Source organism: Noviherbaspirillum sp. (assembly GCF_035254685.1).
Lineage (GTDB): Bacteria > Pseudomonadota > Gammaproteobacteria > Burkholderiales > Burkholderiaceae_D > Noviherbaspirillum.
This window is the reverse complement of the sequence record NZ_DATFAI010000011.1, coordinates 37,096-60,177: the sequence shown is the minus strand read 5'-3', so window position 1 is coordinate 60,177 and position 23,082 is coordinate 37,096. Positions and strand designations below refer to the sequence as shown.

Genomic DNA, 23,082 nt, shown 5'->3' with positions numbered 1-23,082 from the left:
ACGAGAAAAGATGTCTGCTGCGAAAACCGGAAGGCATCACTGTCCAGCAAAGCATGCACATGAACGCACCCATCCAGCAAGTACAGCCTCTTGCCGTCCGGCAGATACATCCGATGAACGAAAGGAGTGATGCGCTCGAGTTCGGAAAGCATCTTTCTTTCCTTGCCGACTACCGCTGGCTGATCGCCGGCATCGCCCTGCTGGTCACGGTGCTTGCCGTGACGTATGTCCTTGTCGCCACGCCGATCTACGAAGCGAACATTCTTGTCCAGGTCGAAGACACCTCGGCCAGTTCCAGCAATGGTGCACCGAAGAATATCCAAAGCGACCTGTCGACCGCATTTGACATCCGCACGGCAACGGCATCGGAAATGGAAATCCTGCGCTCGCGCACGGTCCTGTCGCGCGCGGTGCAGCATATGCGGCTCGATATCGTTGTGAAGCCGAAACATTTTCCCGTTATCGGTGCCTGGGTCGCGCGCCGCAACAAGGGGCTGTCGACTCCGGGCCTGCTCGGCTATGGTGGTTATGTCTGGGGTGCCGAGCGTGCGGATGTGGATGCGTTCAATGTGCCGCCCGCGCTGGAAGGACGCGCTTTCATCCTGACCGCACAGGGAGATGATACGTATCGGCTGACACGTGAAAAGGATGGCATCGACCTCAAGGGCAAGGTCGGCGAACGCCTCTTTGTGAGCACCGAGCGTGGCGAGATTGCACTGATCGTGACGCGTCTTGCCGCGCGGCCCGGTGCACAGTTCGAGCTCATCCGCCACGCCGAACTGGAGGCCGTCGAGAAGCTGCAGAAAGACCTGCGCGTGACGGAAAAGGGCAAGCAGTCCGGCATCATCGCGGTGGCGCTGGAAGGGGTCGATCCGCTGCTCACCAGCGCCGTGCTGAACCAGATCGGCCGCGAGTACGTGGGCCTGAACGTGGACCGCAAGTCGGAGAAGGCACAGAAGTCATTGGCATTTCTTGACAAGCAGTTGCCTGAACTGAAGGAACAGCTCGAAACTTCGGAAGACCGTTACAACGCATTCCGCAACAAGCACAGGACGTATGACCTTGCGGCCGAGAGCAAGATGCTGCTGGACCAGTCGGTGGGAATCCAGAACCGGCTCATCGAGCTCAATCAGAAGAAAATCGAACTGCAGGCCAACTTCCAGGATCAGCATCCGGCGCTGGTCCAGGTGAACAGGCAGATCGAGGGGCTGGGCCGGCAGCTGACCCGGCTGGAGTCCAGGATCAGGGAACTGCCCGATCTGGAGCAGGAAGCGATCCAGCTGAGCCGCGACGTAAAGGTGAATACCGACCTGTACACCTCCCTGCTCGGAACGGCGCAGCAATTGCGGCTGGCGGCTTCCAGCGAAGTCGGCAATGCCCGCCTGCTGGACAACGCGGCGGTGCCCATCAAGCCGGTCAAGCCCAAGGAGCTGCTGATCATTTCGCTCGCAGCAATCGTTGGCACGGTACTGGGCATCATCGCCGCGTTTGTCTGGAAGACGATCCACGGCCGGGTCGATGCGCCACATGAAATCGAGCAGTTGCTCGGGCTTCCGGTCAGCGCAACGATTCCTCACCGGGCGGGCGCGCCTCGGCTCCCCGGGCCGTTCGGCGGCGGCGCACGCAAGCATTCCGTGCTGCCCCAGGATGCACCCTTCGACAGCACGCTCGACAGCTTGCGCCGGCTGCGCAATTTCCTGCAGTACGCCATGGCCAGTTCGAGCAACAACATCATCATGATTACCGGACCGACGCAAGGCGTTGGCAAGTCATTCGTCTCGGTGAATTTTGCGGCGGTGCTCGCGTCGCTCGGCAAGCGCGCGCTGCTGATTGACGCGGACCTGCGTGCCGGTGACCTGCATCGCTACTTCGCCATGGAACGCGGCACCGGTCTGGCGGATGCCATTGGCAGCAGCATCGGGCCCGAACGGGTGATTCACCGGGATGTGGTCGATCACGTCGACTTCATTTCGGCCGGCAGCATGACGAAACGGCCCGCCGAACTTCTTGCGCATGGCAACTTCGGCCAGCTCCTCGAGGCACTTGCACGGCATTACGACTACGTCCTGATCGACACGCCCCCGGTGCTGGCGGCGTCGGACGCGCTGGCCGTTGCGTCCCATGCTGGCGTGATCCTGAACGTGGTGCGCGGCGGCTACAGCACGGTTGCCGAAATCGAGGATGCGGTGAAAGGCCTGAACCAGGCCGGCTATACGGTGACCGGCACGGTATTCAACGATGCCCGGGCCGCCTCCGCGCGGTATGGATACGGATCGCGCTATGAGAAATACAAGGCAAGCAGTGCTTGATGCAGGCATGGCATGAGCATGAAGCGGACGGAATCATCTGCGTGCGTCACCCAAGTCTCTTGTGCGGCCAGCCATTCATTACAGCTTCCGGACGATCAAACAGTGAAAGCCTTATTCGTAGGTAGCCGCTCCGCAGTCCTTGACGCGGCATGGGAGCTTGGTCTGGAGATTTCCAGCATCCTCGCGGTGAACGGCTCGCCGCTGCAGGAAAGGCTCGCGCGCAGCGGCGTGGCGTTCACCACCTTGCGCAGCAGGCCGCAATTGATCGACGCCGTGCGGAATACGGATTTCGATTTGCTGATATCGAATGGCTGCCCTTACATCCTTCCGGTCTCGCTGCTCAGAAAAACCGGCCAGCAGTTCGTCAATGTCCATCCTTCGCTACTGCCCAACCTGAAAGGCAAGCATCCAGTGAACGGCGCGCTTCTGTTCGGCCAACCGCTCGGCGCAAGCTGCCATGAAATGGATGACGGCATCGATACCGGCGCCGTGATTGCGCGCGTGCATGTGGATGTGGAGGAGGGCGCCGATCTCGGCCTGCTGTACCGGCTTGCCTTCATGGCGGAAGGTGATGTCTTCAGAAAGGCCCACGCGCGGCACTTTTTGCCGGGCCATGACGAGTTGCGCCATTTGAGCGGCGGCGGGCTGTACTTCAGCCGCAGCGACGATGCGATGCGCATCGATTTCAACGATCCGGTCGCACTGACGCTTCGCCGCATCGCGGCCTTCTCTGTTCCAGGACAAATGGCGCGCTTCCGCTTTCGCGACAATGTCTACCTCGTGCCACGCGCTTCGCGCGTCGTCGGCAACTACATGGACGAAAAGTTTTCGTCGGCGTGGCACGGGACGGTGATCTTCAACTACGACGACACGCTCGTCGTGAAGCTCAGGGATGGCTACCTTCGCATGTCCGGGATCGATCGGGGACGCGAACTGCGCGAGGGAACGGTCTTGACCAACGGATAAGGAAGATGCAATTGCCGCTTACAACAATACGCAGTGAGGAAAGATGGGAGCAGGGTTCGGATTTCCACCTGATGCAATATGCCGCCGCCGAGCGGCCGTTCAATCCATGGAAGGGCGATTCAAGGCCTTATGCCTCGGGGCGCGACGCCTTCCGCGCGCTTTTGCTGCACGGGATGGAGATGCGCGGATGGAAGCGGCTGCTGGTGCCATCGTATTACTGCCAGTTTGTGGTGGCCAGCCTCAAGGAGGCCGGGATGGACATGGCCTTGTATCCGGATGCGCCTGGGCCTGCGCAAAGGACGCAAAGGGCGGCATCCCTCCGCGAGTTTGCGACACGGAAGGGCGATGTCCTCCTGAAAGTGAACTTCTTCGGGCTCGGCAGCAGGCCGGACTACGGCGACGTGGCGCGTGGGCAGGTCGAGATCATCGAGGATCACACGCACGACCCGTGGTCGGGGTGGGCCATGTCGAGCCGCGCGGACTGGTGTGTCGCGTCGCTGCGCAAGACGCTGCCTGTTCCTGATGGTGCGATGCTATGGTCGCCGGCCGGTCACGCGCTGCCGCCGCCGGCGGCACCGACACGCGAACGACAGGAAGCGTCGTCGAAAAAGATCGCCGCGATGCTCCTCAAGAACTTGTATCTGCACGGACATCCGGTCAGCAAGGATGATTTCCGCCGGCTCTATATCGAGGCAGAGGAGAGCCTGCGCAGCGGGGATGCATCCGCTATGACGGTATGGAGCGTCAATCTGCTGCGCAGTTTCCCCCTGCAGCAGATGCGTTCGACGCGACGGCAAAACCACGCATGCCTAAGCCGGGCGCTGCAAGACATTCCCGGCCTGGACGTATTGCAGGTGACTGGCGCACAAGGAACCTGTCCGTTTTCCTGCGTGATGGTGCTCGATACGGCGGCACGACGGGATCATCTGCTGGAAAACCTGATCAGCCGCCGCGTATATCCCGCCGTCCTGTGGCCGCTGGAGTCGCCGGTGTGCGCGGGCGTGCCGCTGGAACACAGGGAGCTGAGCCGCAGGATGCTGTCCCTGCATTGCGACGCCCGCTATTCGGAGCAGGACATGATCCGTGTGGCCGGCATGGTCCGCGAAATTTCCCTTGCATACGGTCAACCGCAACGTGGCGGGATGGGCGTGGCCGGCTCGCGGCGCTCCTGACCGCGAGGCATGACGATCAGAGACATGGGCAAGCATACATCGATCACCTGGCTGAATCTGGATGATGGCGCAGAGCGCGCTGTCTACGAGAAATACTGGGAGGAAAGCGAACACCAGCGTCCGCATGATCATCCCGGCTTCCTGGAACTGGTGCGGCCCGAACATTATCAGCCGGCGGCCGTGGTCTGCCAGCATGAAGAAGGCGCGAGGATCATCTATCCCTTCTTTCACTGCAGCGTCAACAGCTTCCTTCCGTTCCGGGAGGTCGGGCAATCCTGGCGGCATCTCGTCTCTCCCTACGGATACGGCGGCGCGCTCTTTGAAGGCAAGGCGGAGCACATGCCGGCCGCGTCGCAGGCTTTCGAGTTCCTGTTCAGCCAAGAGCTGAAGGAGCGGCATTTCGTCAGTGAATTTGTGCGCGAGGATATTTTCCCTGAGAGGCTTGCTTGCCGTACGCAAGGGGAAGTGGAGCAGCAGCCCAATGTGCTGGTCAGGCTGGACCGTGCGCCGGACGACATCTGGAGCAATTACAAGCACGCCGTGCGGAGCAACGTGAATCGCGCCAGGAAATCCGGCTTGCGCGTGGAGTTCGACCAGTCCGGTGTGCACCTCGCCAGCTTCCTCGAAATCTACTACCAGACGATGACGCGACGCAGTGCCGCGAGCAGCTATTACTTTTCCGCCGAGCGCTTCCGGCAGTTGGCGTTCAGCTTGGGAAAGCGCAAGGCGACGATGTATGTGCATGTCTATGATCAGGATCAGATTGTGTCCTCGGAACTGTTGCTGCTTTCGCACGACACGATTTATTCCTTCCTCGGCGGGTCGCTGGCGTCCGCGTTTGCAAAACGGCCCAACAATCTGCTCAAGCATGAAGTGATCCTGTGGGGAGGGCGGAACGGTTACAAATGGCTGGTGCTCGGTGGCGGAGTGGCGCCGGGTGATGAATTGTTCCGCTTCAAACAGTCATTCGATCCGGGCCACGTCGCGCCATTCACGGTGCGCAGGATCGTCCACGATCCGGATGCCTTTGGTTTTCTCGAGGAAGTGCGGCGCCGGCATGAACACCGCAACGGAAGATGCTGGCAGCCCGCTCCCGGCTTTTTCCCGCAGTACCTGGCGCCCGCGGAAAACCTGAAGGACGAGGGAAACGAAGAGCTGCGGCGCAGCGGGCCGCAATGATGAGGGCGGGGCGGGAGCAGGCAATGTACAAGGCTTTCCTGAAGCGACCTTTCGACATGCTGGCGGCTTTCGTTCTGCTGCTGCTGGTCTCGCCGGTCCTGCTCCTGACCGCGCTGCTGCTGAAGCTGGACAGTCCGGGACCGATCCTGTTCACGCAAAGGCGGCTGGGACTGAACGGACGGATATTCGACCTGTACAAGTTCCGGTCCATGGTGCATGTGCCGCGAACGCCGAGCCGGCAGGTGTACGGCAGCGATCCGGAAGTCACGCGCATCGGGAAGTTCATCCGACGCTTCAAGATCGATGAGTTGCCGCAGCTGTTGAATGTATTGAAAGGGGACATGAGCATCGTTGGTCCACGGCCATGCCTGCCCGACCTGCAGGCGGAATTTGATGAGAACGGCAGGTCGCGCACTGCGGTGCGCCCGGGACTGACAGGCCTGGCTCAGGTCAATGGAAATATTTTCCTGAGCTGGCCGGAGCGCTGGCGCCTGGACCGGGTGTACGTCGACAACCTGAGCTTCGTCACCGATTGCAGGATCCTCTGGAAAACGGTCTTTGTCGTGCTGTTGGGTGAAAAGAGAACGATGCCATGAAGCTTGCCTTGATCGGAGCCGTCCATTCCACGCTGCTGACCCTGCAGAAGCTGATTCAGCATGGCATGACGCCGCACCGCGTTTACGGCTATGAGCCGGACGACACATCCCAGGTGAGCGGCTATGCGTCGCTGCGCGCGCCCTGCATCGAGCACGGCGTCGCCTACACGCCGTTTCGCAAGATCAATGCGCATGCCGAGGAAATCGCGGCGGCAGGCTACGACCTCATCTTCGTGATCGGCCTGTCGCAACTGGTCTCGGAAGCGATCATCGCCAGCGCGCGCATGGGATGCATCGGCTTTCATCCGACCTGCCTGCCAAAGGGACGGGGCAGGGCGCCGATTGCATGGCTCGTGCTGGAGGAAAACGTCGGTGCATCCACGCTGTTTCTCATTGACCGCGAAGCGGACGCCGGCCCGGTCTTTCGGCAGGTGCCGTTTGCCATCCTGCCGGAGGATGATGCCGGCACGATCGAAGCCAAAGCGCTGCAGGCGCTGGCGAGCGCGCTCGACGACTGGCTACCCGCGCTCAAGCGCGGCGAATGGGACCCGCTGCCGCAGGACGAACGGCTCGTCACCGAGTACGGCCGGCGCGCGCCGGAAGACGGCTGGATCGACTGGCATCGCGACGCACGAGAAATCGATCGGCTGATCAAGGCCAGCACTCGGCCGCATCCCGGTGCGTTCACTTTTTCCGGCGCGCGCAGGCTGTTCATCTGGCAAAGCACGATAGAGACCGGCCTGGCTATCAAGGGCGTGCCCGGGCGGATCCTGAAGATGACGAGCGACGGCCGCGCGCTGGTGCAAGCGAGGAATGGCCTGCTTTGGATCAACGACTATTCCTTCGGACACGATGCGGCATGGCAGGAAGACGGATTGCGCGTAGGCATGCGTCTGGGCTATTGCCCGGAAAATGAAATCCATGCGCTCAGGCGCGAGCTTGATCTGATCAAGGGGAGGCTCGGATTATGACTATCCTGGTGGTGGCGCCGCATGCGGACGATGAAGTGCTGGGCTGCGGCGCCAGCATCGCGCGGCACGTGGCGGCCGGCGACAAAGTGGTCGTCGCCATCATGACCAACGCGTCTGTCGGCGCACCGGAAATCTTCCCGGCCGACGCCGTGGAAACGGCACGCAGGGAGGCGCAATGCGCCCACGCATTGCTCGGCGTGCAACAGACGGTCTTCTTCGATTTCCCCGCGCCCCGCCTCGACCAGTATCCCCGCTACCGAATATCGCAGGCACTCGGTGAAGCGATTGCCGAATTCAGGCCCGACACCGTCTACCTGCCGCACCGCGGCGACCTGCATCATGACCATGCGGTCGTGTTTGGCGCGGCCCTGGTGGCATGCCGGCCGCTGGCGCAGTCGAGCGTCTGCCATATCTATGCGTATGAAACGCTGTCCGAAACGGAATGGGGCCATCCCTTCGGCGACGATGCCTTCATCCCGGATCACTTCGTCGAAGTCAGCAGCGTGTTTTCGAAAAAGCTCGAAGCGATGCGCTGTTTCGCGTCGCAGCTCAAGGAAGCACCTCATCCGCGTTCGCTCGACGCCATCGATGCCCTGGCGCGCTTTCGCGGAGCGACTATCTCGGTGAAACATGCGGAGGCCTTCATGACCGTCCGCACGGTGCTTCGGGAGCAGGAGAAAAGCGCGACAGACGCAGTGAGGGCCGGGACATGAACGAACAACAGAGGTGCGGCGCAACGTGAGACGGCTTGCCATCCTCGGCGGTGGTGGCCACGGCAAGGTCGTGGCCGATGCGGCGGAAGCATGCCGTCGCTGGGACGATATCGTCTTCTACGACGACGCCTGGCCGCAGCGCATGGAGAACGGGCCCTGGCCTTATGTCGGTTCGATCCACGCCTTCATGCAACTGCCCCGAGACAGCTGCGACGTGGTCGTTGCCATTGGCGACAACGCGCTGCGCGCACGTATTGCGCTGCAGTTGCGGGATGAGGGCTTCTCGCTCGTGAGCGTGATTCATCCCGCAAGCACCGTCAGCAGGCACGCCAGCGTCGGCGCCGGTAGCGTGGTGTTTGCCGGGGCGGTCATCAATATCGGCGCCGTGCTCGGGCCTGCCTGCATCATCAATACCGGCGCGATCGTGGAGCACGACTGCCTGCTAGGAACCGCCGTGCATGTCAGCCCGGGTGCCGACCTAGCCGGCGAGGTTGGTATCGGCGATGCGAGCTGGGTCGGCATCGGGGCGTGCATCCGCCAGCAGATCAACGTCGGAAGCAAGGCCATGATCGGTGCCGGCGCGGTGGTGGTGTCGGATGTGCCGGATGGCGTGACCGTGGTGGGCAATCCGGCCAGGATCATGCAAAGGAAAGAAACAGACCATCGAGAGGAAAACAACCATGCTGAATACGCCGTTCCCCCCATGGCCAAGCTTCACAAGTGAAGAGGCAAACGCGGCCAGGAATGTGCTGCTTTCCAACAAGGTGAATTACTGGACCGGTACCGAGTGCCGCGAGTTCGAGCGGGAATTCGCGGAATGGGCCGGCACCCGGCATGCCGTTGCGCTTGCCAACGGCACGGCCGCGCTGGAGGTGGCGCTCCATGCGCTGCGCATCGGGCCAGGTGATGAGGTGGTGGTGACGCCGCGTACCTTCATGGCTTCCGTAAGCTGCATCGTCCACTGCGGTGCAAGGCCGGTGTTTGCCGACGTCGACCGGGACAGTCAGAACATCAGCGCCGAGACCATCCGGGCTGTGCTGACGCCACGCACTCGCGCGGTCATCTGCGTCCACCTGGCAGGCATGCCCTGCGACATGGATCCGATCATGGCGCTGGCGAACGAACAGGGGCTGCACGTGATCGAGGACTGCGCGCAGGCGCATGGTGCGCGCTACAAGGGTCGCAGCGTGGGTAGTCTGGGGCATATCGCTGCCTGGTCCTTCTGCCAGGACAAGATCATGACGACCGGCGGCGAGGGCGGCATGGTGACCACCAATCAGCGTGAATGGTGGTCTTCCATGTGGTCGTACAAGGACCATGGCAAGTCGTGGGAGGCGATGCATGAACACGCTCCCGCGCCGGGTTTCCGATGGGTGCATGAATCCTTCGGCACCAACATGCGGATGATGGAAATGCAGGCGGCGATCGGCCGCATCCAGTTGCGCCGCATGCCGGAATGGAGCGAGCGGCGGCGCATGCACGCCCAGCGGGTCGCCGCAACGTGCCGACGCTTTCCCGCTGTCCGGGTGCCGGATGTCCCCGGACATGTGCGGCATGCCTATTACAAGTTCTATGCCTTTGTCGAGCCGGACAGGCTGGCTGCGGGCTGGTCCCGCGACCGTATCCTCGCCGAGATCGTGGCACGTGGCGTGCCCTGCTATCACGGCACCTGTCCCGAGGTCTATCTGGAGAAGGCCTTCGATGGCTGTGGCTGCCGGCCCGCGGAACGCCTGCCGGTCGCCAGGGAGCTGGGAGAAACCAGTTTGATGTTCCTGGTGCATCCGACGCTGTCCGAAGCCGATATCGACAAGACCTGCGCGGTGCTGGAGGAGGTGCTGGCGCAGGCGTCCCGCAACGACGGGCGATCATGGCAATGAGGAGGAGTGCGTGTTGATTCCATGGATGAAACTGGTCTACGTCGGCGGCACAACGTTCATGCTTCCCGCAGCAGCGGCCATCGGTGCCTGGCTTGTCGTGTCGCGCGGATGGCGCGTCGCCTGGTGGTGGTCACTGCTGTTCCTGTCCGGGCTCGGCCTGATCATTGCGTCAAAGATGGCCTTCATGGGTTGGGGTGTTGGAGTGCCGTCGATCGAGTTCAAGGCCATGAGCGGCCATGCATACCTCACGACATCCGTCGCGCCGACCGGAATGTATTTGCTGTTGCAGGGGCATTCCGCGAAAGCGCGGGCCATGGGCGTGCTGTTCGGTTTTGTCTTCAGCCTGGCGATGGGCGCATGCCTGGCGTTTTACGATTTCCATTCGATTCCGGAAATCATCGGTGGCACCCTGATCGGCGGCGCGGTAAGCCTTGGGTTCATCCGCAAGTCGGCCCGTCTTCCGACCGTGCCCGTCAATCCGGCATTGCTCGCGAGCAGTGCGCTCGTCTTCCTTGTGGTCTGGCAGCTCAAGCCAGGCTCGCTGGAGCGCTGGATGGTGTCGGCCGCGCTGCACTTGTCCGGGAGCGAACGGCCCTACATCAGCCATGACATCAACCGTGATTCGCGCTGTTGACAGCGTGCCGAAAAAAAAGCCGGCATGATGACATGCCGGCTTTCTCCTGGTCGTGCTCAGCAAGCAGTGCTTACCATCCTACGACGTTCGGCACGTCCACCAGGCTCGGAATAAACATGAACTGCGAAATCGCCTTGTCCTCCGGGTCACCCGAGGCGCTCAGACGCTGGTAGTACTTGGTCATGAATGGTGACGCCGAATCGGTCGGAGAATTCATCATGTCGTACAAGCGCACGCCAAGCTCGGCGATGAGCGGGAAGTGGCGCGCCCAGGTGATGTAGCCGCCGGTCGCGAAGGAGTCGGTGATCCCGTAGGGGACATATCCTTCCACGCAGGTCGAGCTGTCGTACTGGGCGAGATAGTAACCGTTGGCGCCGCTCCAGTAGTTGGAGAACAGCGGCGAGGTCTTGTCGCCATTCCAGATCGTATTCACCAGCGTGGCCGCAAACGCGCGCGGCAATGCGGTGGACGGAAGTTGCGTGTCTGTCATGCCGAAGACGCTCTTGAGCGTGTCGCGGCTGCGCTCCAGCGCGTCCATGCCGTGTACGAGACGACGGGCGTGGTTGAAGTCCCAGCCAATATCCGGGCTGCGGGTCGAGCTGCTGGACGCCACGTTAAGCTGCTTGGTCGGCGAACATTGCACCGGTTTGGTGCTTCCGTCATAGCCGGACCAACCATTATGCGCGGCGAGCCTCCAGTAACCACGGTCCAGGTCGGCCATGTCGGCCGTCGACATCTCGGTGCCAAGGCGGCCGGTCGAGGTGCGCAGCAGCGAAACGCGTGCGTTGAAGAGATGCAGCAGCGCGCTCAGATGATCGTGCATGCGGGTGGCATTGTTCAGCACGGTGGCGCTCTCGGCGAAGCCTTGGTCGCGCTGCCATTGGCGCAGGCCGGACAATTCCGAATAGACGATGATCTGCCAGAGGTATTTGTCGGAGAAGAAATACGCGTCCGAGCTGTCGGTGATATCCGCAGCGGTCTTGGTGGAGATCTGGTTCAGGTTGTTGATCGTCCAGTCACTGCCCCAGCGCGCCATGTGTTCAACGGTGATCTGGATCGTGTCGTTGATGAACTGCTTGTCCGCGTCGGTCAGGGTGGCACCGGAATGCGCGAGCGCATTGGCGACCTGCGTGGCGAGGCCGAGGAACTGCACGCTGGCGAGCATCACTTCCTTGCCGAGGTATCCGTTATCCGTGCAGATGGAACCGCCGCGGCAGATCCACTGGCGTCCTGTCGAGGTCTGCTCCAGGGCGCTGTAGGCCGTGCGGATGTGCTGGGCGACCTCGCGCAAACGGGCGGGTTCGCCGCAGCGCTGCGCCATGAACCAGGTGTTGTTGGAAATGATCTGGAATTCGTACAAGGCATACACATCATGCTGCGTGAGCAGACGGTCTTGCAGCAGGTTCTGCACCAGGTAGTTGTGCATGTAGGTACTGCCATCCCACAGCTTCCATACTGCGGCTTCGGCGCTGCCGCCGCAGGCAAAGCGGTTCACCGTTGTCGGAGCGGGAGCTGGCGCAGGTGCGGGTGCGGGAGCAGGTGCCGGGGCAGTGGTGGTCGTAGTTGTGGTCGTGGTTTGCTTTTTCCAGCGCATGGAGCCGGCTGTGATGACGGTACCGGCGCCGTCGGAGCTGGCTTGGGTGGATTGCGCCGGATCTTCGCTGCTGCCGCCGCCACAGGCGGCGAGTAAAACACTGGCGCAGGTGCAGGATACTGCGGCCTTGAAAAACTGCTGCTTCAAAACGGATGACACGTAGGCTCCCCTCTAATCGATGAAACAAAAAGCCCACGTCAGAGCTTTCCCAGCGGAAAATAGTTCCCATGGGAATTTGTTTCATTGCGTTACAAGGGGAGCGGCGTGATGAAAGAATCACGCAGTCGCGGCGTGGGTTCACTCGCGACACGTGCCGGCGCGGCACGAGGTTTCAGGAAGTGGGAAGTGCTGCATCATTCGCATGATGCAGCGGCCTTGCATTGCGTCGTTGTGTCAGGAAGCGTTCTTCCGGCAAAAGCGTGACACTTCTGCCACGACACGTCCATGCTGTTCGTTCGTCATCTCGGGAAAGAGCGGTAGCGAGAGGATCGTTTGCTGATGTGCGAACGCGTTCGGAAAGTCCTCGTGGCGATGCCCGAGGTGCCGGTAGGCCGGGAGGAAGGGCAGCGCCACCGGATAGTTAACGACGGTCTGAATGCCGGCGTCGCGCAGATGTGCCGCCAGCGCGTCGCGCAGACGATGGCGCACGACATACAGATGGAACACGTGGTCACGACCGGCGGCCGCATGCGGAACAATCAGCCCAGGCGTGCCGGACAGCGCCTTGCGATAGGCTGCGGCCCATTCACGCCGCGCGTCCGTCCATGCGGCGAGATACCGCAGCTTGACCGACAGGATCGCCGCCTGCATGGCATCGAGCCGGCTGTTGATGCCTTCGATCTGGTGGTCGCCCTTGAACAGGCCGCCGTGCCGGGCGAACATCGCCATCTGCCGCGCCAGTGCGCTATCGGCTGTCACGATCGCGCCAGCGTCGCCCATCGCGCCGAGGTTCTTGCCGGGATAGAAAGAGAAGGTGGCGGCATTGCCGAAGGTGCCGACCATGCGCCCCTGGTAGCGGGCAAAATGGGCCTGCGCGCAATCTTCGATCACCCAAAGCTTGTGCTTGCGCGCAATGGCCATGATTGGCTCCATGTCGGCAGGCTGGCCATAGAGATGCACTGGAATGATGCCGACTGTGCGCGGCGTGATGCGAGCCTCGATCTGCGCCGGATCGATCGTGAAGGTGTCGTCATCCGTGTCGCAGAACACCACCTTGCCACCCGCCTGCGTGATCGTCTCGGACGTCGCGATCCATGAATGGGCGGAGGTGATGACCTCGTCGCCCGGAGCGACGCCCAGCGCATGCATGGCAATGTAGAGCGCATCCGTGCCGTTGCCGCAGGAAATGCAATGCCGGATTCCCAGCGCCGTGGCGAATTCCTGCTCGAACTTCTCGACGTCCGGGCCGCGGATGAAGGCCGATTCGCGGATCACTCTTGCGATGGCGCCATCGATGTCAGGTTTGATGGAGAGATATTGTGCGTACAGGTCCGCAAACGGGACGGCATTTTTTTCCATGGTGTGGGCATTGATGGTTGTTGGGAGATTTACAGGCCGTCCTACCAGCCCGAGTGTTGCCAGGATGTCTGGCGCGCGCCGGCAACCGGCTCGGGCGGCGGCGGTATTCTTGAGCTTCGGCCGATCGCGCGATAGTCGATCCCGGCTTCGCGCATTAGCGCCGGTTCATACAGGTTGCGTCCGTCGAAGATCAGCGGCTGTTTGAGGCGGGCCCTGATCGCCGCGAAGTCGGGACTGCGAAACGCCTTCCACTCCGTCACGATCAACAGCGCATCGGCGTCGCTCAGCGCATCCATGGCGCGTTCGACATAGGTAATGTGTTCCAGCAGCCGTGGCGCGTTGGTGAAATCGCGCGCGAGCACGCGCTGTGCTTCCTTGATCGCAACGGGATCATGGGCGCGGACGCGCGCGCCGCGCGTGAGCAGCTCGCGGATCAGGACGCGGCTCGGCGCCTCGCGCATGTCATCGGTGTTCGGCTTGAACGCGAGGCCCCACAGCGCGAAGGTCCGGCCGGAAAGATCATCGCCGAAGCGATCGACGACCTTGTCGGCCAGCACCCGCTTCTGGCTGTCATTGACCGCGTCCACCGCGTCCAGCACGTTCAGCTTGTGGCCGAAGCGGGATGCGACGCGCGACAGCGCCTGCACATCCTTCGGAAAGCAGGAGCCGCCGTAGCCGGTGCCGGCATACAGGAAGCTGTAGCCAATACGCGGGTCGGACCCGATTCCCTGGCGCACCAGTTCAATATCCGCGCCCACCTTGTCCGCGAGGTTGGCCAGTTCGTTCATGAAGCTGATGCGCGTGGCGAGCATGGCGTTGGCGGCGTATTTGGTCAGTTCAGCCGAAATGACATCCATGTAAAAGGTGCGCTCATGGTTGCGCGTGAACGGCGCGTACACGGCGCGCATCAGGCCTTGCGCACGTGCCCCCGTGGCATCGTCTTCAACGCCGATCACGATGCGGTCCGGGTGCATGAAGTCTTCCACCGCCGAACCTTCCTTCAGGAACTCGGGATTGGATACCACGGCAAACTCAAGTCGGGGCAGGTCGCGCTGCGCCAGTTCCTCCGTGACCGCTTGCCGCACTCGCTGCGCCGTGCCGACCGGCACCGTTGACTTGTTCACAATGACCTTGAAGCGATCCATGTGCTTGCCGATATTGCGCGCCGCCGCCAGCACATGCTTCAGATCGGCAGAACCGTCTTCGTCAGGCGGCGTGCCGACCGCGATGAACTGGACGTCGCCGTGGGCCACGCTCGCCTTGACGTCGGTGGAAAAGATCAGCCGCCCCGCTGCGCTGTTGCGTTCGATGATGTCCTTGAGTCCCGGTTCGTAGATGGGCACCTCGCCGGCGTTGAGCGTGTCGATCTTGCGTGCGTCCACATCCAGGCAGAAGACGGTGTTGCCCAGTTCGGCGAGGCAGGCACCCGTGACAAGGCCGACATAGCCGGATCCGATAATCGTGATGTTCATTCCTGGTTCCCCGTAGGTAGTTTGAATGTCAAAATTGCCTCACGCCGTGCGGCATCCGGCAGGCAGCCGTCGAGCGTCGCTGCCAGCCGCGCGGCAAGGCGGTCAAAGCTGTAATGCATCTCCACATGGCGGCGTCCCGCTGCGCCCATGCGCTGACGTTCCTGCGGCGACATGCGATAGAGCGACAGAATGGCTTGCGCCAGCGCTTCCGGATCATCCGGCGGAACGGTGAGCCCGGCATCGGCATCGCGCACCGGGTTGTTGGCGGCGCTGGAGGCGATGATCACCGGCCGCGCCGCTGCCAGATAATCGAACAGCTTGTTCATGCTGATGCCGAAACGGTACAGGCGCGGCAGGCCGACCACCGTAATCACGAAGGCATCGGCCTGTGCAGCGAGCGCGGGGATGGCGTGCTTGGGCACGGCTGCTTCAAAGGAAATGTTGTCAAGGCCGAGCGCTTGCGCCAGCTGCATCAGCTGCGGTTTCAAGGGGCCGTCGCCGATCATGCGCAAGCGCACGTCCCCCGCGGGCACACGTTCGGCCACCAGCTTCATGGCACGCACCAGGGGTTCGAGCCCATTGGCTTGTCCATGTGAACCGAAGTACATCAGCTCGAACGGCGCCGCCTGATCCGGGCGTGAAATGCACGCCGGATCAGCCGCCGAGTCGGCGAAGGAGGACATCTCGACCCCATTCGGAATCCAGGCGACCTTCTTTTTGGCAATGCCCATCGACGCGATGTAGTCGCCGGCGTATGGCAACAATACGACAATGCGCGCCGCGCGCCGGTACAACCATCCCTCGAGCCGGCGCAGCATCCATGCAGCGATGCTGTGCTCGCGCAGCTTGCCGAAATCGATGAGCGTCTGCGGCCACAGGTCGCGCACCTCGAAGATGAACGGGACACCATGGCGCCGCGCCAGCACCAGTCCGGCCAGCGCCGCCAGCGGATGCACGCTGGAGCCGATCACGACGTCGGGCGGCGCAAGATCGCGCACAGAGGCGGGCAGGAGCACGCGCCAGGTATAGGCGAACATGTTCAGGATGCGGGACATCCCGTTGCCTTTGTATTCCGGCGTGCGTAGCCACAGAAAGGGAATGCCGGAGAGATGTTCGTGACGTCGCCGTTCACCCGGCGCGAGGCGTTGCCGCCCGGTCGGATGCTCGACGCTGGCCGCGATGATCGTGGCCCGCCAGCCGTGCTCGAGCAGGTTCGCCGCGAGGTCGAAGTGGCGCGTGCCGCCCGCGCTGTTCGGCTCGAGCGCATAGTGATTGAGGATCCATACCTGCTTCATGCAGCACTCTCTCTGAATGGCCGGTTTCTGGAAGTCTTCATTCGCCCACGCTTCCCGCCAGCGACGACACGAACATGAAGCGCGACAGCATGCGTCCCTGCGCGCCGGACACCGGCCCCAGCGGGCGGTAATATCGATCGATGAAGTCCCTGGCCTGCGCGTCGGAACGGTTTGCCAGTGCGTACAGATTTTTTCCGAGGAGTCCAATGACCGGGTTGTAGCGTGCCCAAGTCACATAACCGCCGGTGGGAAAGGCGTTGCTCAGTCCATACGGCGGCGTTCCTTCCACGCACTGGCCGGTGCCGTTGTCGTAGGCGACGCGATACCAGCCGTTCGCACCGGACCAGTAATTCGAGAACAGCGGGCGTTCGGTGTCACCGTTCCAGATGTCGGCGACCAAGGCGTTGGCAAAGGCGGCGGCAAGGCCGGTTGGCGGCAGTTGCGTGTCGTCGAGCGCATACACTGCTTTCATCGCCGCGCGATTGAGTTCGAGCGCGTCGAGCGCATGCACCAGGCGGCGCGCATGGCTGATATCCCAGCCGGTATCCTTGCGACGCGGCACTGATTCAGCGGGCACGCGTACGTCCAGCCTGAAATCCTTCCCCCCATCATCCGCGGCGGAACACACAACTGGTTTCTGCGCGCCTTCATAAGCCGCATACCGGCCATCGGCGTAGTGACGCCAGTAGCCGCGGTCCAGGTCCGCCGCTTTCCCATGCGCGGCCTTCGCGTGCACGGGCTTTCCCTTGCCTGGCGTGTGATAGGAGACGCGCGCCGAGAAAAATCGCAGCAATGTCCTGACATGCCGGCGCATGCGCGCGTCCTCGGTTCGCTCGACCGTATTGTCCATTGTGGCGAGGGAAGGGTCCTTGCGATACCAGATCCCGGCCACCTCCGCGTAGATCGTGATCTGCCACAGGGGCTTGTCGGTGAAGAACAGTTCGGAGCCGCCATCCTTGACCTGTTCCGGACCTGTCCCGGTATTGACCTCGATGCGTTTGATCGCTTCGTCGTTTCCCCACCGCAGCAGATGCTCTGCAGCGATGCGGGCCGTGTCGCGCACGAACACGCGGTCCCGCCTGCTCAGCGGACGGGCGGAGACTGCCAGCGCATTGGCAAGGGAGGATGCAAGGCCGAGGAACTGCACGCTGGTGAGCATCACTTCCGCATTGAGCAGATGGTTCTTTTCCGTACAGATGCTGCCGCCGCGACATATCCATTTCCTGCCCGGCGAGCGTGTCGTTCCCGGTTCCATGGCTTGATAAGCTTCATCGACGAGCATGGCAATTTCCGACAGGCGATCCACACGGCCGCAGCGCCGCGCCATCGACACCGCGTTGTGCGTGAAGGTCTGGAAATCGTAGAGCGCGTACACATCGCCTTGCTGCAGCAGGCGATCATGCAGCAGTTGCCGTTGGAGGTAGTTCCGCACATCCGCGTCCCACATGGACCATGCCTCCGCTTCGACGCTTGCGCCGCAACCAAAGCCAGAATCCGGCGACGCAATATCCTGGCCGCTTGCGCCTGTCCAGCCAGTAGCAAGCAAACAAAAAACGTAAGTTCGAAAGATTCTCAATTTTCAGCCGGCATATGCCTGGATGCGAAGGCGATGCAGAAAAAAGCGCTTCCCATGCGGATGCATGCTGAAGCGCAGCCCCAGCCCAGTCTAGCGAAGGCGAGAAAAAATAAAAAATACAAGATCCCGATGCATCGGCGTGAAAGGTCGCGGATTCGCGCAGTTTTTTCGATGCGTTGCAGGCGATGCAGCAATGTTTGAAATAACTCAAGCCATCAAGGTGATCTTTTGCACAGACTGCGCACTTGGACCGCCGCGGTCACTTGCTCACTTGCGATCGATACGACACCAGTGATGTTCAGTTCCGTCAGCCGGAGCATGGCGCACCTTGCCTTCCTCGCCTTGTTTCCCGGCTTCTTCTTTTACCATTCGGCCCTGGGCACCGGAATGATCGGCCCCGTGCTGGGCGGATATTTTTCCTGGATTGCGCTGGCGTTCGCGCCGTTCCTCATCGGTGGCTATCTGTTTGAAGTGACGAGGGGTCTGCGATACCTGCCGCGCTTCGATATCTTCTTCTTCCTCTTTCTCCTGTATTTTCTTTTCATTGTGGCATTCAACATGGCGGCCGGCGCCGACCAGGATGTCGTCAAGGACCATCTCCTTGCGATCCTTCAGTTCGCTGTCGTATTCATCGTCTTCAAGATGGCCGACTTTCGATCCGGCATCGTGAGGTGGGCTGCCTTCGGATCCCTGGTGGCGATGACCGTGCTCGTGTTCTATCTGTCCGTCGACGGGATGTTCTATCTCAAGCAGGACAGTGCGCTGAGCAATACTGAAAGCCTCGCCTCCTATCAGGGATTCGCACGGTCCTACTTCCTGACGGCGCTCGCCGTGGCGGCGTTCACGAACAGTATTCCGCTGCGCATGCTGATCTATGCGCTCTGCATTCCGGCGCTCTTCATGAACGGTGCCCGCAGCGAACTGATCGCCCTGACGGTCACGGTGTTCCTGATCGAAGTCTTCTACGCGAGGTACCGATGGGTGATTCTTGTTTTCGCGGGCGTCGCGATCGCGCTATGCGTGGTCTACTTTGACAACCTGATCGCCATCCTGCCAAACAACAGGACGCTGGAAATGCTGGACCTGTCCGCAGATGCCTCGTGGCAAGCGCGCAATTCCCTGCTTCTGAACGGCCTGAGGACGATCGCCGACCATCCCCTGCTCGGTGACTACGGAAGCTATGCGGTGCTAGGCGGATCCGGCGACTATATCCACAATATTTTTTCCGCCTGGGTCGATCTTGGTCTACCAGGCTTTCTCTATCTGGCCTGCCTGATGCTGCTGCCGATGTATCTTGTGTGCACCGACCTCGCAATACAGAACAGGCAAGGCAGATCGAATGAATTCGTGCTGACATTCGCGCTGCTGTTCGTCACGATACTTCTGCTGCTGACGGCAAAGAATTTCACTGACGTCCTCATTGCGGCCGCGCTCGGCAGATACTCGCATTACTGCTGCAGCCGCTCGGGCTCACAGGTCATGACATCGCGCGAGCGTCCGCACGAGCAGCGGGCCATCGTCCCGCTATCCGCCTGATAAACGGGTTCACTCGCAGTCCATTCGCAGCCCACTCTCAGTCCCTTCGCATCCCGCTCGACACCCTGGTGGTGCCTGCATGGCGCGTGTTCCGCCGCGCGCCATGCCATTGCTTCTCCTGCATACAGAGAAGGTAGGTGAACCAGATCGAAAAATTGGATCAGCGGGGCCACGTTGCCACTGCATCGATCGAAATTAAATACTTAATTTTTTGCGGCCACCACGATACAGTGAAGGCGTCGTTTCGGCGGCAGGGAAAGCGCAGTTTTGTTCATCAATACGAGGGAGATTCGGTTGGAGACAAGCCAGACGTTTGCCTATCGCTTCGGATTTGCACTGGTGTCCATGTCGAGGCGCAGCAAGGTCCTGCTGATGGTGGCCGCCGACCTGGCTTCCCTTCCAGTCTGCTTCCTGGTCGCGATGCTGCTGCGCGTCGGACAGGCAGGCGCGATCGCCGATTATGGTTTTGCACCGTATGTCCTGATCCCCCTGATCACGATCAGCGTATTCGCGATGACTGGCCTGTATGGCGCGGTCGTGCGCTTCATCGATCAGCGCCTGCTGTCTGCGACGGGATTCGGCCTGGCACTTGCCATCCTGTTCACCTACGCGCTGCTGCATCTGCTGGATTACCGCGGCCTGCCACACAACGCGCTGATGATTTACTGGTTCACCGCCTTCTCCTATGTCGTCACATCGCGGCTGGTGGCGCGTGCCTTCCTGCGCAACAGTAACCCGGCCGCTCGCACGAAGCCGGAATGCCTGGTCGCGATTTACGGCGCGGGTGAAGCAGGGGCCAAGCTGGTGCATGCCATGCGCGCCAACGGCCGCTACCTTCCGATCTGCTTTTTCGATGACAAGCAATCGCTCGACCAGCGCAACGTTGCCGGCCTGAAGGTATTCCACGCGGAACGCCTGCTGGAGATCGTGAACCAGAGGCGCATCGGCCTGATCATCATCGCGATTCCCTCGGCGACACCCGAACAGCGCAGGGAGATCATGTACCGCGCCAGCCGCTCGAACGCCCGCGTGAAGATCCTGTGCAGTCTGATGGAGCTGGCCGACAACGCTATTTCAACACGATCCATCCGCGACCTGAAGGTCGACGACCTGCTCGGCCGCGAGCCGATCCGGCCCGACCCCGAACTGTTCGCGCGCTGCGTGCGGAACAAGAACGTGCTGGTGACAGGCGGCGGCGGCTCCATTGGCAGCGAGCTGTGCCGTCAGATCATCACCCTCGCGCCGCGTGAGCTGCATGTTCTGGATCACTCCGAATATGCGCTGTACTGCATCGAGGCCGAGCTCAGGGCGCGCTTTCCAGATCGTTCCGTCGTCAGCCACCTGGGCTCGGCATGCGACGCGGGGCTGGTGGAACGCATTATCGATGACTACGATATCAATACGATCTACCATGCCGCCGCCTACAAGCATGTGCCGTTGGTGGAAAGCAACATGGCCGAGGGGGTACGCAACAATGTATTGAGCGCCCAGGTCGTCGCCAGCGCGGCCCACAAGTCCCACGTCCAGACCTGCGTGCTGATATCGAGCGACAAGGCGGTGCGCCCCACCAGCGTGATGGGCGCCAGCAAACGTGTCGCTGAGCTGATCTTTCAGTCCGCCGCACTCAAGGCTGTCACCGGGACGAAGTTCTGCATGGTGCGCTTCGGTAATGTGCTGGGCTCCTCGGGATCGGTCGTCCCCTTGTTCCGCAGACAGATCGAATGCGGCGGCCCGATCACCATTACCCATCCCGATATCGTTCGCTACTTCATGTCGATCCCGGAAGCGGCGCAGCTCGTGATGCAGGCGGGCGCCATGGCAACCGGCGGCGACGTGTTTGCGATGGACATGGGCGAACCGGTCCGGATCGTTGACCTGGCGCGCACGATGATTGCCATGAGCGGGCTGAGTGAAAGAAATGAAAAGAACAGCCATGGCGATATCGAGATCCGGTTCGTCGGCCTGCGCCCGGGAGAGAAACTGTACGAAGAACTGTTCACCGCGCCGAATGCGGTGCGCAGCAGGCACCCGCGGATCATGACCACGACGGAATACGTGATCGACCCGGAAGAGCTTAACCAGCAGCTCATCTACCTGATGGTGGCGTGCACGACCAATGACAGGAACATGATCCGCTTCCTCCTGCAGAAACTGGTCCGGGAGTACACGCCACGGATGAATGACGAGGGCCGGCCGGAAGACATCGGGACCTTGACCGGCGCGCTGGCTGCCACATCACGACTGCGGTCCCTTTCGCTCGTCGAGAACTTCAGGTAGGCCGGACTCGAACCGTGGATCGACGCTTGTATTGATTCATCTCCCAGCCAATCAACTTTTGTTTGCGCCAATGCCATGAGACTCCTAGACCAGATCGTATCCAGATTCGAACACCGGACAGCCGTGATCGGCATCGTCGGCCTCGGTTATGTCGGATTGCCGCTTGCACTGCGCTACGCCTACGCCGGCTTCAAAGTGATCGGTTTTGATGTCGACCATGACAAGGTCCGGCAGTTGAACGACGGGGAAAGCTATATCGAACACATCTCGGCAAGATCGATCAGGGAAGCGGCAGAGCGAGGATTCGAAGCATCGGGCGATTTTTTGCGCGCCGGCGAGCCCGATGCCCTCATCATCTGCGTGCCGACGCCGCTCAATGCCTACCGCGAGCCCGACCTGAGCTTCATCCTGAACACGGCCGACACGCTGGTGCCGCACATGCGCATCGGCCAGGTCCTGTCACTGGAAAGCACCACCTATCCCGGCACTACGGAAGAAGAACTCAAGCCGCGCATCGAAGCGCGCGGCTTCAAGGTGGGGGAAGAAATATTCCTGGTGTTCTCCCCGGAGCGTGAGGACCCGGGCAATCCGAAATTCAATACCCGCTCGATTCCCAAGGTGTGCGGCGGTGTCACTCCGGCCTGCCGGCAGGCCGGCGTCGCGCTCTACAGCGCTGCCGTGGACAAGGTGGTGCCGGTCAGCTCCACGCGTGCGGCCGAACTGACCAAGCTGCTGGAGAACATTCACCGTTCGGTCAACATCGGCCTAGTCAATGAAATGAAAATCATCGCCGACCGCATGGGAATCGATATCTACGAAGTGATTCATGCGGCAGCGTCCAAGCCGTTCGGCTTCACTGCCTATTACCCCAGTGCCGGTGTCGGCGGGCACTGCATTCCTATCGACCCCTTCTACCTCACCTGGAAGGCGCGCCAGTATGGTTTGCATACCCGGTTCATCGAGCTGGCTGGCGAAATCAACAATGACATGCCGCATTGGGTCGTCAACAAGGTGACCAGCGCATTGAATGAACATGGACGCTCCGTGAAGGGCAGCAAAATCCTGGTGCTGGGCGTGGCGTACAAGAAAAACGTGGACGACACGCGCGAATCACCATCGGTGAAGCTGATGGAACTGCTGCGCGCAAAGGGCGCGCACATCGACTACTCCGATCCGCATGTGCCCGTGTTCCCGAAAATGCGCGAGCATCATTTCGATCTCGCAAGCGTTCGCCTGACGCCGGAAGCGATCGCGTCCTACGACCTCGTGCTGCTTGCCACCGACCACAGCGCTTTTGATTACGAGCTCATCCAGAAGCGCGCAAAGCTGATTGTCGACACGCGCGGCGTGTATCTCGAGCAGCTGCCGAATGTGATCAAGTCATGATGATGGAAGGA

Annotated in this window: 18 protein-coding genes; 13 read left to right on the top strand and 5 right to left on the bottom strand. The window is 61.5% G+C overall.

Annotated features, from left to right (window positions below; genetic code table 11):
- Positions 1-59: 59 nt before the first annotated feature.
- The 10 genes from VJ698_RS03280 to VJ698_RS03235 all read left to right on the top strand — a co-directional run bounded on the left by VJ698_RS03280 (position 60) and on the right by VJ698_RS03235 (position 10,417).
- Complete coding sequence (locus VJ698_RS03280) at positions 60-2,309, top strand: polysaccharide biosynthesis tyrosine autokinase (RefSeq protein ID WP_324101245.1); 2,250 nt, start codon at positions 60-62, stop codon at positions 2,307-2,309.
- A 102-nt stretch (positions 2,310-2,411) separates the two neighbouring features.
- Positions 2,412-3,275, top strand: a complete 864-nt coding sequence (locus VJ698_RS03275; protein WP_324101244.1) for a formyltransferase family protein — start codon at positions 2,412-2,414, stop codon at positions 3,273-3,275.
- A 5-nt stretch (positions 3,276-3,280) separates the two neighbouring features.
- On the top strand, positions 3,281-4,447 hold the full coding sequence (locus VJ698_RS03270; protein ID WP_324101243.1) for a DegT/DnrJ/EryC1/StrS family aminotransferase: 1,167 nt from the start codon (positions 3,281-3,283) through the stop codon (positions 4,445-4,447).
- Positions 4,448-4,471: 24 nt separating this feature from the next.
- A complete protein-coding gene (locus VJ698_RS03265; RefSeq protein ID WP_324101242.1) occupies positions 4,472-5,626 on the top strand; it encodes a GNAT family N-acetyltransferase in 1,155 nt (384 codons plus the stop codon).
- 23 nt (positions 5,627-5,649) lie between these two features.
- The gene (locus tag VJ698_RS03260) at positions 5,650-6,222 is read left to right on the top strand and encodes a sugar transferase (RefSeq protein WP_324101241.1); all 573 of its coding nucleotides are present in this window, start codon (positions 5,650-5,652) and stop codon (positions 6,220-6,222) included.
- Positions 6,219-7,193 carry a methionyl-tRNA formyltransferase gene (locus tag VJ698_RS03255; RefSeq protein WP_324101239.1) on the top strand — a complete coding sequence of 325 codons (975 nt, stop codon included), beginning with the start codon at positions 6,219-6,221 and terminating at the stop codon, positions 7,191-7,193. Before VJ698_RS03260 ends, VJ698_RS03255 begins: the two co-directional genes overlap by 4 nt.
- On the top strand, positions 7,190-7,906 hold the full coding sequence (locus tag VJ698_RS03250) for a PIG-L deacetylase family protein (protein ID WP_324101238.1): 717 nt from the start codon (positions 7,190-7,192) through the stop codon (positions 7,904-7,906). The genes VJ698_RS03255 and VJ698_RS03250 overlap by 4 nt, the downstream gene beginning before the upstream one ends.
- A 25-nt stretch (positions 7,907-7,931) precedes the next feature.
- On the top strand, positions 7,932-8,630 hold the full coding sequence (locus VJ698_RS03245) for an acetyltransferase (protein WP_324101237.1): 699 nt from the start codon (positions 7,932-7,934) through the stop codon (positions 8,628-8,630).
- Positions 8,587-9,783 carry a DegT/DnrJ/EryC1/StrS aminotransferase family protein gene (locus VJ698_RS03240; protein ID WP_324101236.1) on the top strand — a complete coding sequence of 399 codons (1,197 nt, stop codon included), beginning with the start codon at positions 8,587-8,589 and terminating at the stop codon, positions 9,781-9,783. Before VJ698_RS03245 ends, VJ698_RS03240 begins: the two co-directional genes overlap by 44 nt.
- Before the next feature lie 10 nt (positions 9,784-9,793).
- Positions 9,794-10,417, top strand: a complete 624-nt coding sequence (locus VJ698_RS03235) for a membrane-associated phospholipid phosphatase (protein WP_324101235.1) — start codon at positions 9,794-9,796, stop codon at positions 10,415-10,417.
- A gap of 70 nt (positions 10,418-10,487) precedes the next feature.
- Here the strand turns inward: VJ698_RS03235 and VJ698_RS03230 are convergent, their stop codons facing one another.
- The 5 genes from VJ698_RS03230 to VJ698_RS03210 form a co-directional block, all read right to left on the bottom strand.
- Positions 10,488-12,170, bottom strand: coding sequence for a hypothetical protein (locus tag VJ698_RS03230; RefSeq protein WP_324101234.1), 1,683 nt, complete (start codon positions 12,168-12,170; stop codon positions 10,488-10,490).
- 234 nt (positions 12,171-12,404) lie between these two features.
- Positions 12,405-13,529, bottom strand: a complete 1,125-nt coding sequence (locus tag VJ698_RS03225) for a DegT/DnrJ/EryC1/StrS family aminotransferase (RefSeq protein ID WP_324101233.1) — start codon at positions 13,527-13,529, stop codon at positions 12,405-12,407.
- Positions 13,530-13,570: 41 nt separating this feature from the next.
- Positions 13,571-15,001, bottom strand: coding sequence for a UDP-glucose/GDP-mannose dehydrogenase family protein (locus tag VJ698_RS03220; protein ID WP_324101232.1), 1,431 nt, complete (start codon positions 14,999-15,001; stop codon positions 13,571-13,573).
- Positions 14,998-16,296: a glycosyltransferase family 4 protein gene (locus VJ698_RS03215; protein WP_324101230.1), complete on the bottom strand. Its 1,299-nt coding sequence runs from the start codon at positions 16,294-16,296 to the stop codon at positions 14,998-15,000. The genes VJ698_RS03220 and VJ698_RS03215 overlap by 4 nt, the downstream gene beginning before the upstream one ends.
- 37 nt (positions 16,297-16,333) lie before the next feature.
- The gene (locus tag VJ698_RS03210; RefSeq protein ID WP_324101229.1) at positions 16,334-17,743 is read right to left on the bottom strand and encodes a hypothetical protein; all 1,410 of its coding nucleotides are present in this window, start codon (positions 17,741-17,743) and stop codon (positions 16,334-16,336) included.
- 423 nt (positions 17,744-18,166) lie between these two features.
- Here VJ698_RS03210 and VJ698_RS03205 point away from each other — a divergent pair, with 423 nt between their 5' ends.
- From VJ698_RS03205 to VJ698_RS03195, 3 genes are all read left to right on the top strand, one after another.
- A complete protein-coding gene (locus VJ698_RS03205) occupies positions 18,167-19,408 on the top strand; it encodes an O-antigen ligase family protein (protein WP_324101228.1) in 1,242 nt (413 codons plus the stop codon).
- Between the two features lie 294 nt (positions 19,409-19,702).
- Positions 19,703-21,685, top strand: coding sequence for a nucleoside-diphosphate sugar epimerase/dehydratase (locus tag VJ698_RS03200; protein WP_324101227.1), 1,983 nt, complete (start codon positions 19,703-19,705; stop codon positions 21,683-21,685).
- 75 nt (positions 21,686-21,760) lie between these two features.
- A complete protein-coding gene (locus tag VJ698_RS03195) occupies positions 21,761-23,071 on the top strand; it encodes a nucleotide sugar dehydrogenase (protein WP_324101226.1) in 1,311 nt (436 codons plus the stop codon).
- Positions 23,072-23,082: the final 11 nt, after the last annotated feature.

What these genes read in the sequence shown, in the direction of transcription:
- VJ698_RS03220 (WP_324101232.1), bottom strand. Translation starts at nt 15,001, where the DNA reads ATGAACATCACGATTATCGGATCCGGCTATGTCGGCCTTGTCACGGGT.
- VJ698_RS03205 (WP_324101228.1), top strand. Translation starts at nt 18,167, where the DNA reads ATGTTCAGTTCCGTCAGCCGGAGCATGGCGCACCTTGCCTTCCTCGCC.
- VJ698_RS03240 (WP_324101236.1), top strand. Translation starts at nt 8,587, where the DNA reads ATGCTGAATACGCCGTTCCCCCCATGGCCAAGCTTCACAAGTGAAGAG.
- VJ698_RS03225 (WP_324101233.1), bottom strand. Translation starts at nt 13,529, where the DNA reads ATGGAAAAAAATGCCGTCCCGTTTGCGGACCTGTACGCACAATATCTC.
- VJ698_RS03210 (WP_324101229.1), bottom strand. Translation starts at nt 17,743, where the DNA reads ATGTGGGACGCGGATGTGCGGAACTACCTCCAACGGCAACTGCTGCAT.
- VJ698_RS03260 (WP_324101241.1), top strand. Translation starts at nt 5,650, where the DNA reads ATGTACAAGGCTTTCCTGAAGCGACCTTTCGACATGCTGGCGGCTTTC.
- VJ698_RS03280 (WP_324101245.1), top strand. Translation starts at nt 60, where the DNA reads ATGAACGCACCCATCCAGCAAGTACAGCCTCTTGCCGTCCGGCAGATA.
- VJ698_RS03255 (WP_324101239.1), top strand. Translation starts at nt 6,219, where the DNA reads ATGAAGCTTGCCTTGATCGGAGCCGTCCATTCCACGCTGCTGACCCTG.
- VJ698_RS03250 (WP_324101238.1), top strand. Translation starts at nt 7,190, where the DNA reads ATGACTATCCTGGTGGTGGCGCCGCATGCGGACGATGAAGTGCTGGGC.
- VJ698_RS03195 (WP_324101226.1), top strand. Translation starts at nt 21,761, where the DNA reads ATGAGACTCCTAGACCAGATCGTATCCAGATTCGAACACCGGACAGCC.
- VJ698_RS03215 (WP_324101230.1), bottom strand. Translation starts at nt 16,296, where the DNA reads ATGAAGCAGGTATGGATCCTCAATCACTATGCGCTCGAGCCGAACAGC.
- VJ698_RS03270 (WP_324101243.1), top strand. Translation starts at nt 3,281, where the DNA reads ATGCAATTGCCGCTTACAACAATACGCAGTGAGGAAAGATGGGAGCAG.
- VJ698_RS03265 (WP_324101242.1), top strand. Translation starts at nt 4,472, where the DNA reads ATGGGCAAGCATACATCGATCACCTGGCTGAATCTGGATGATGGCGCA.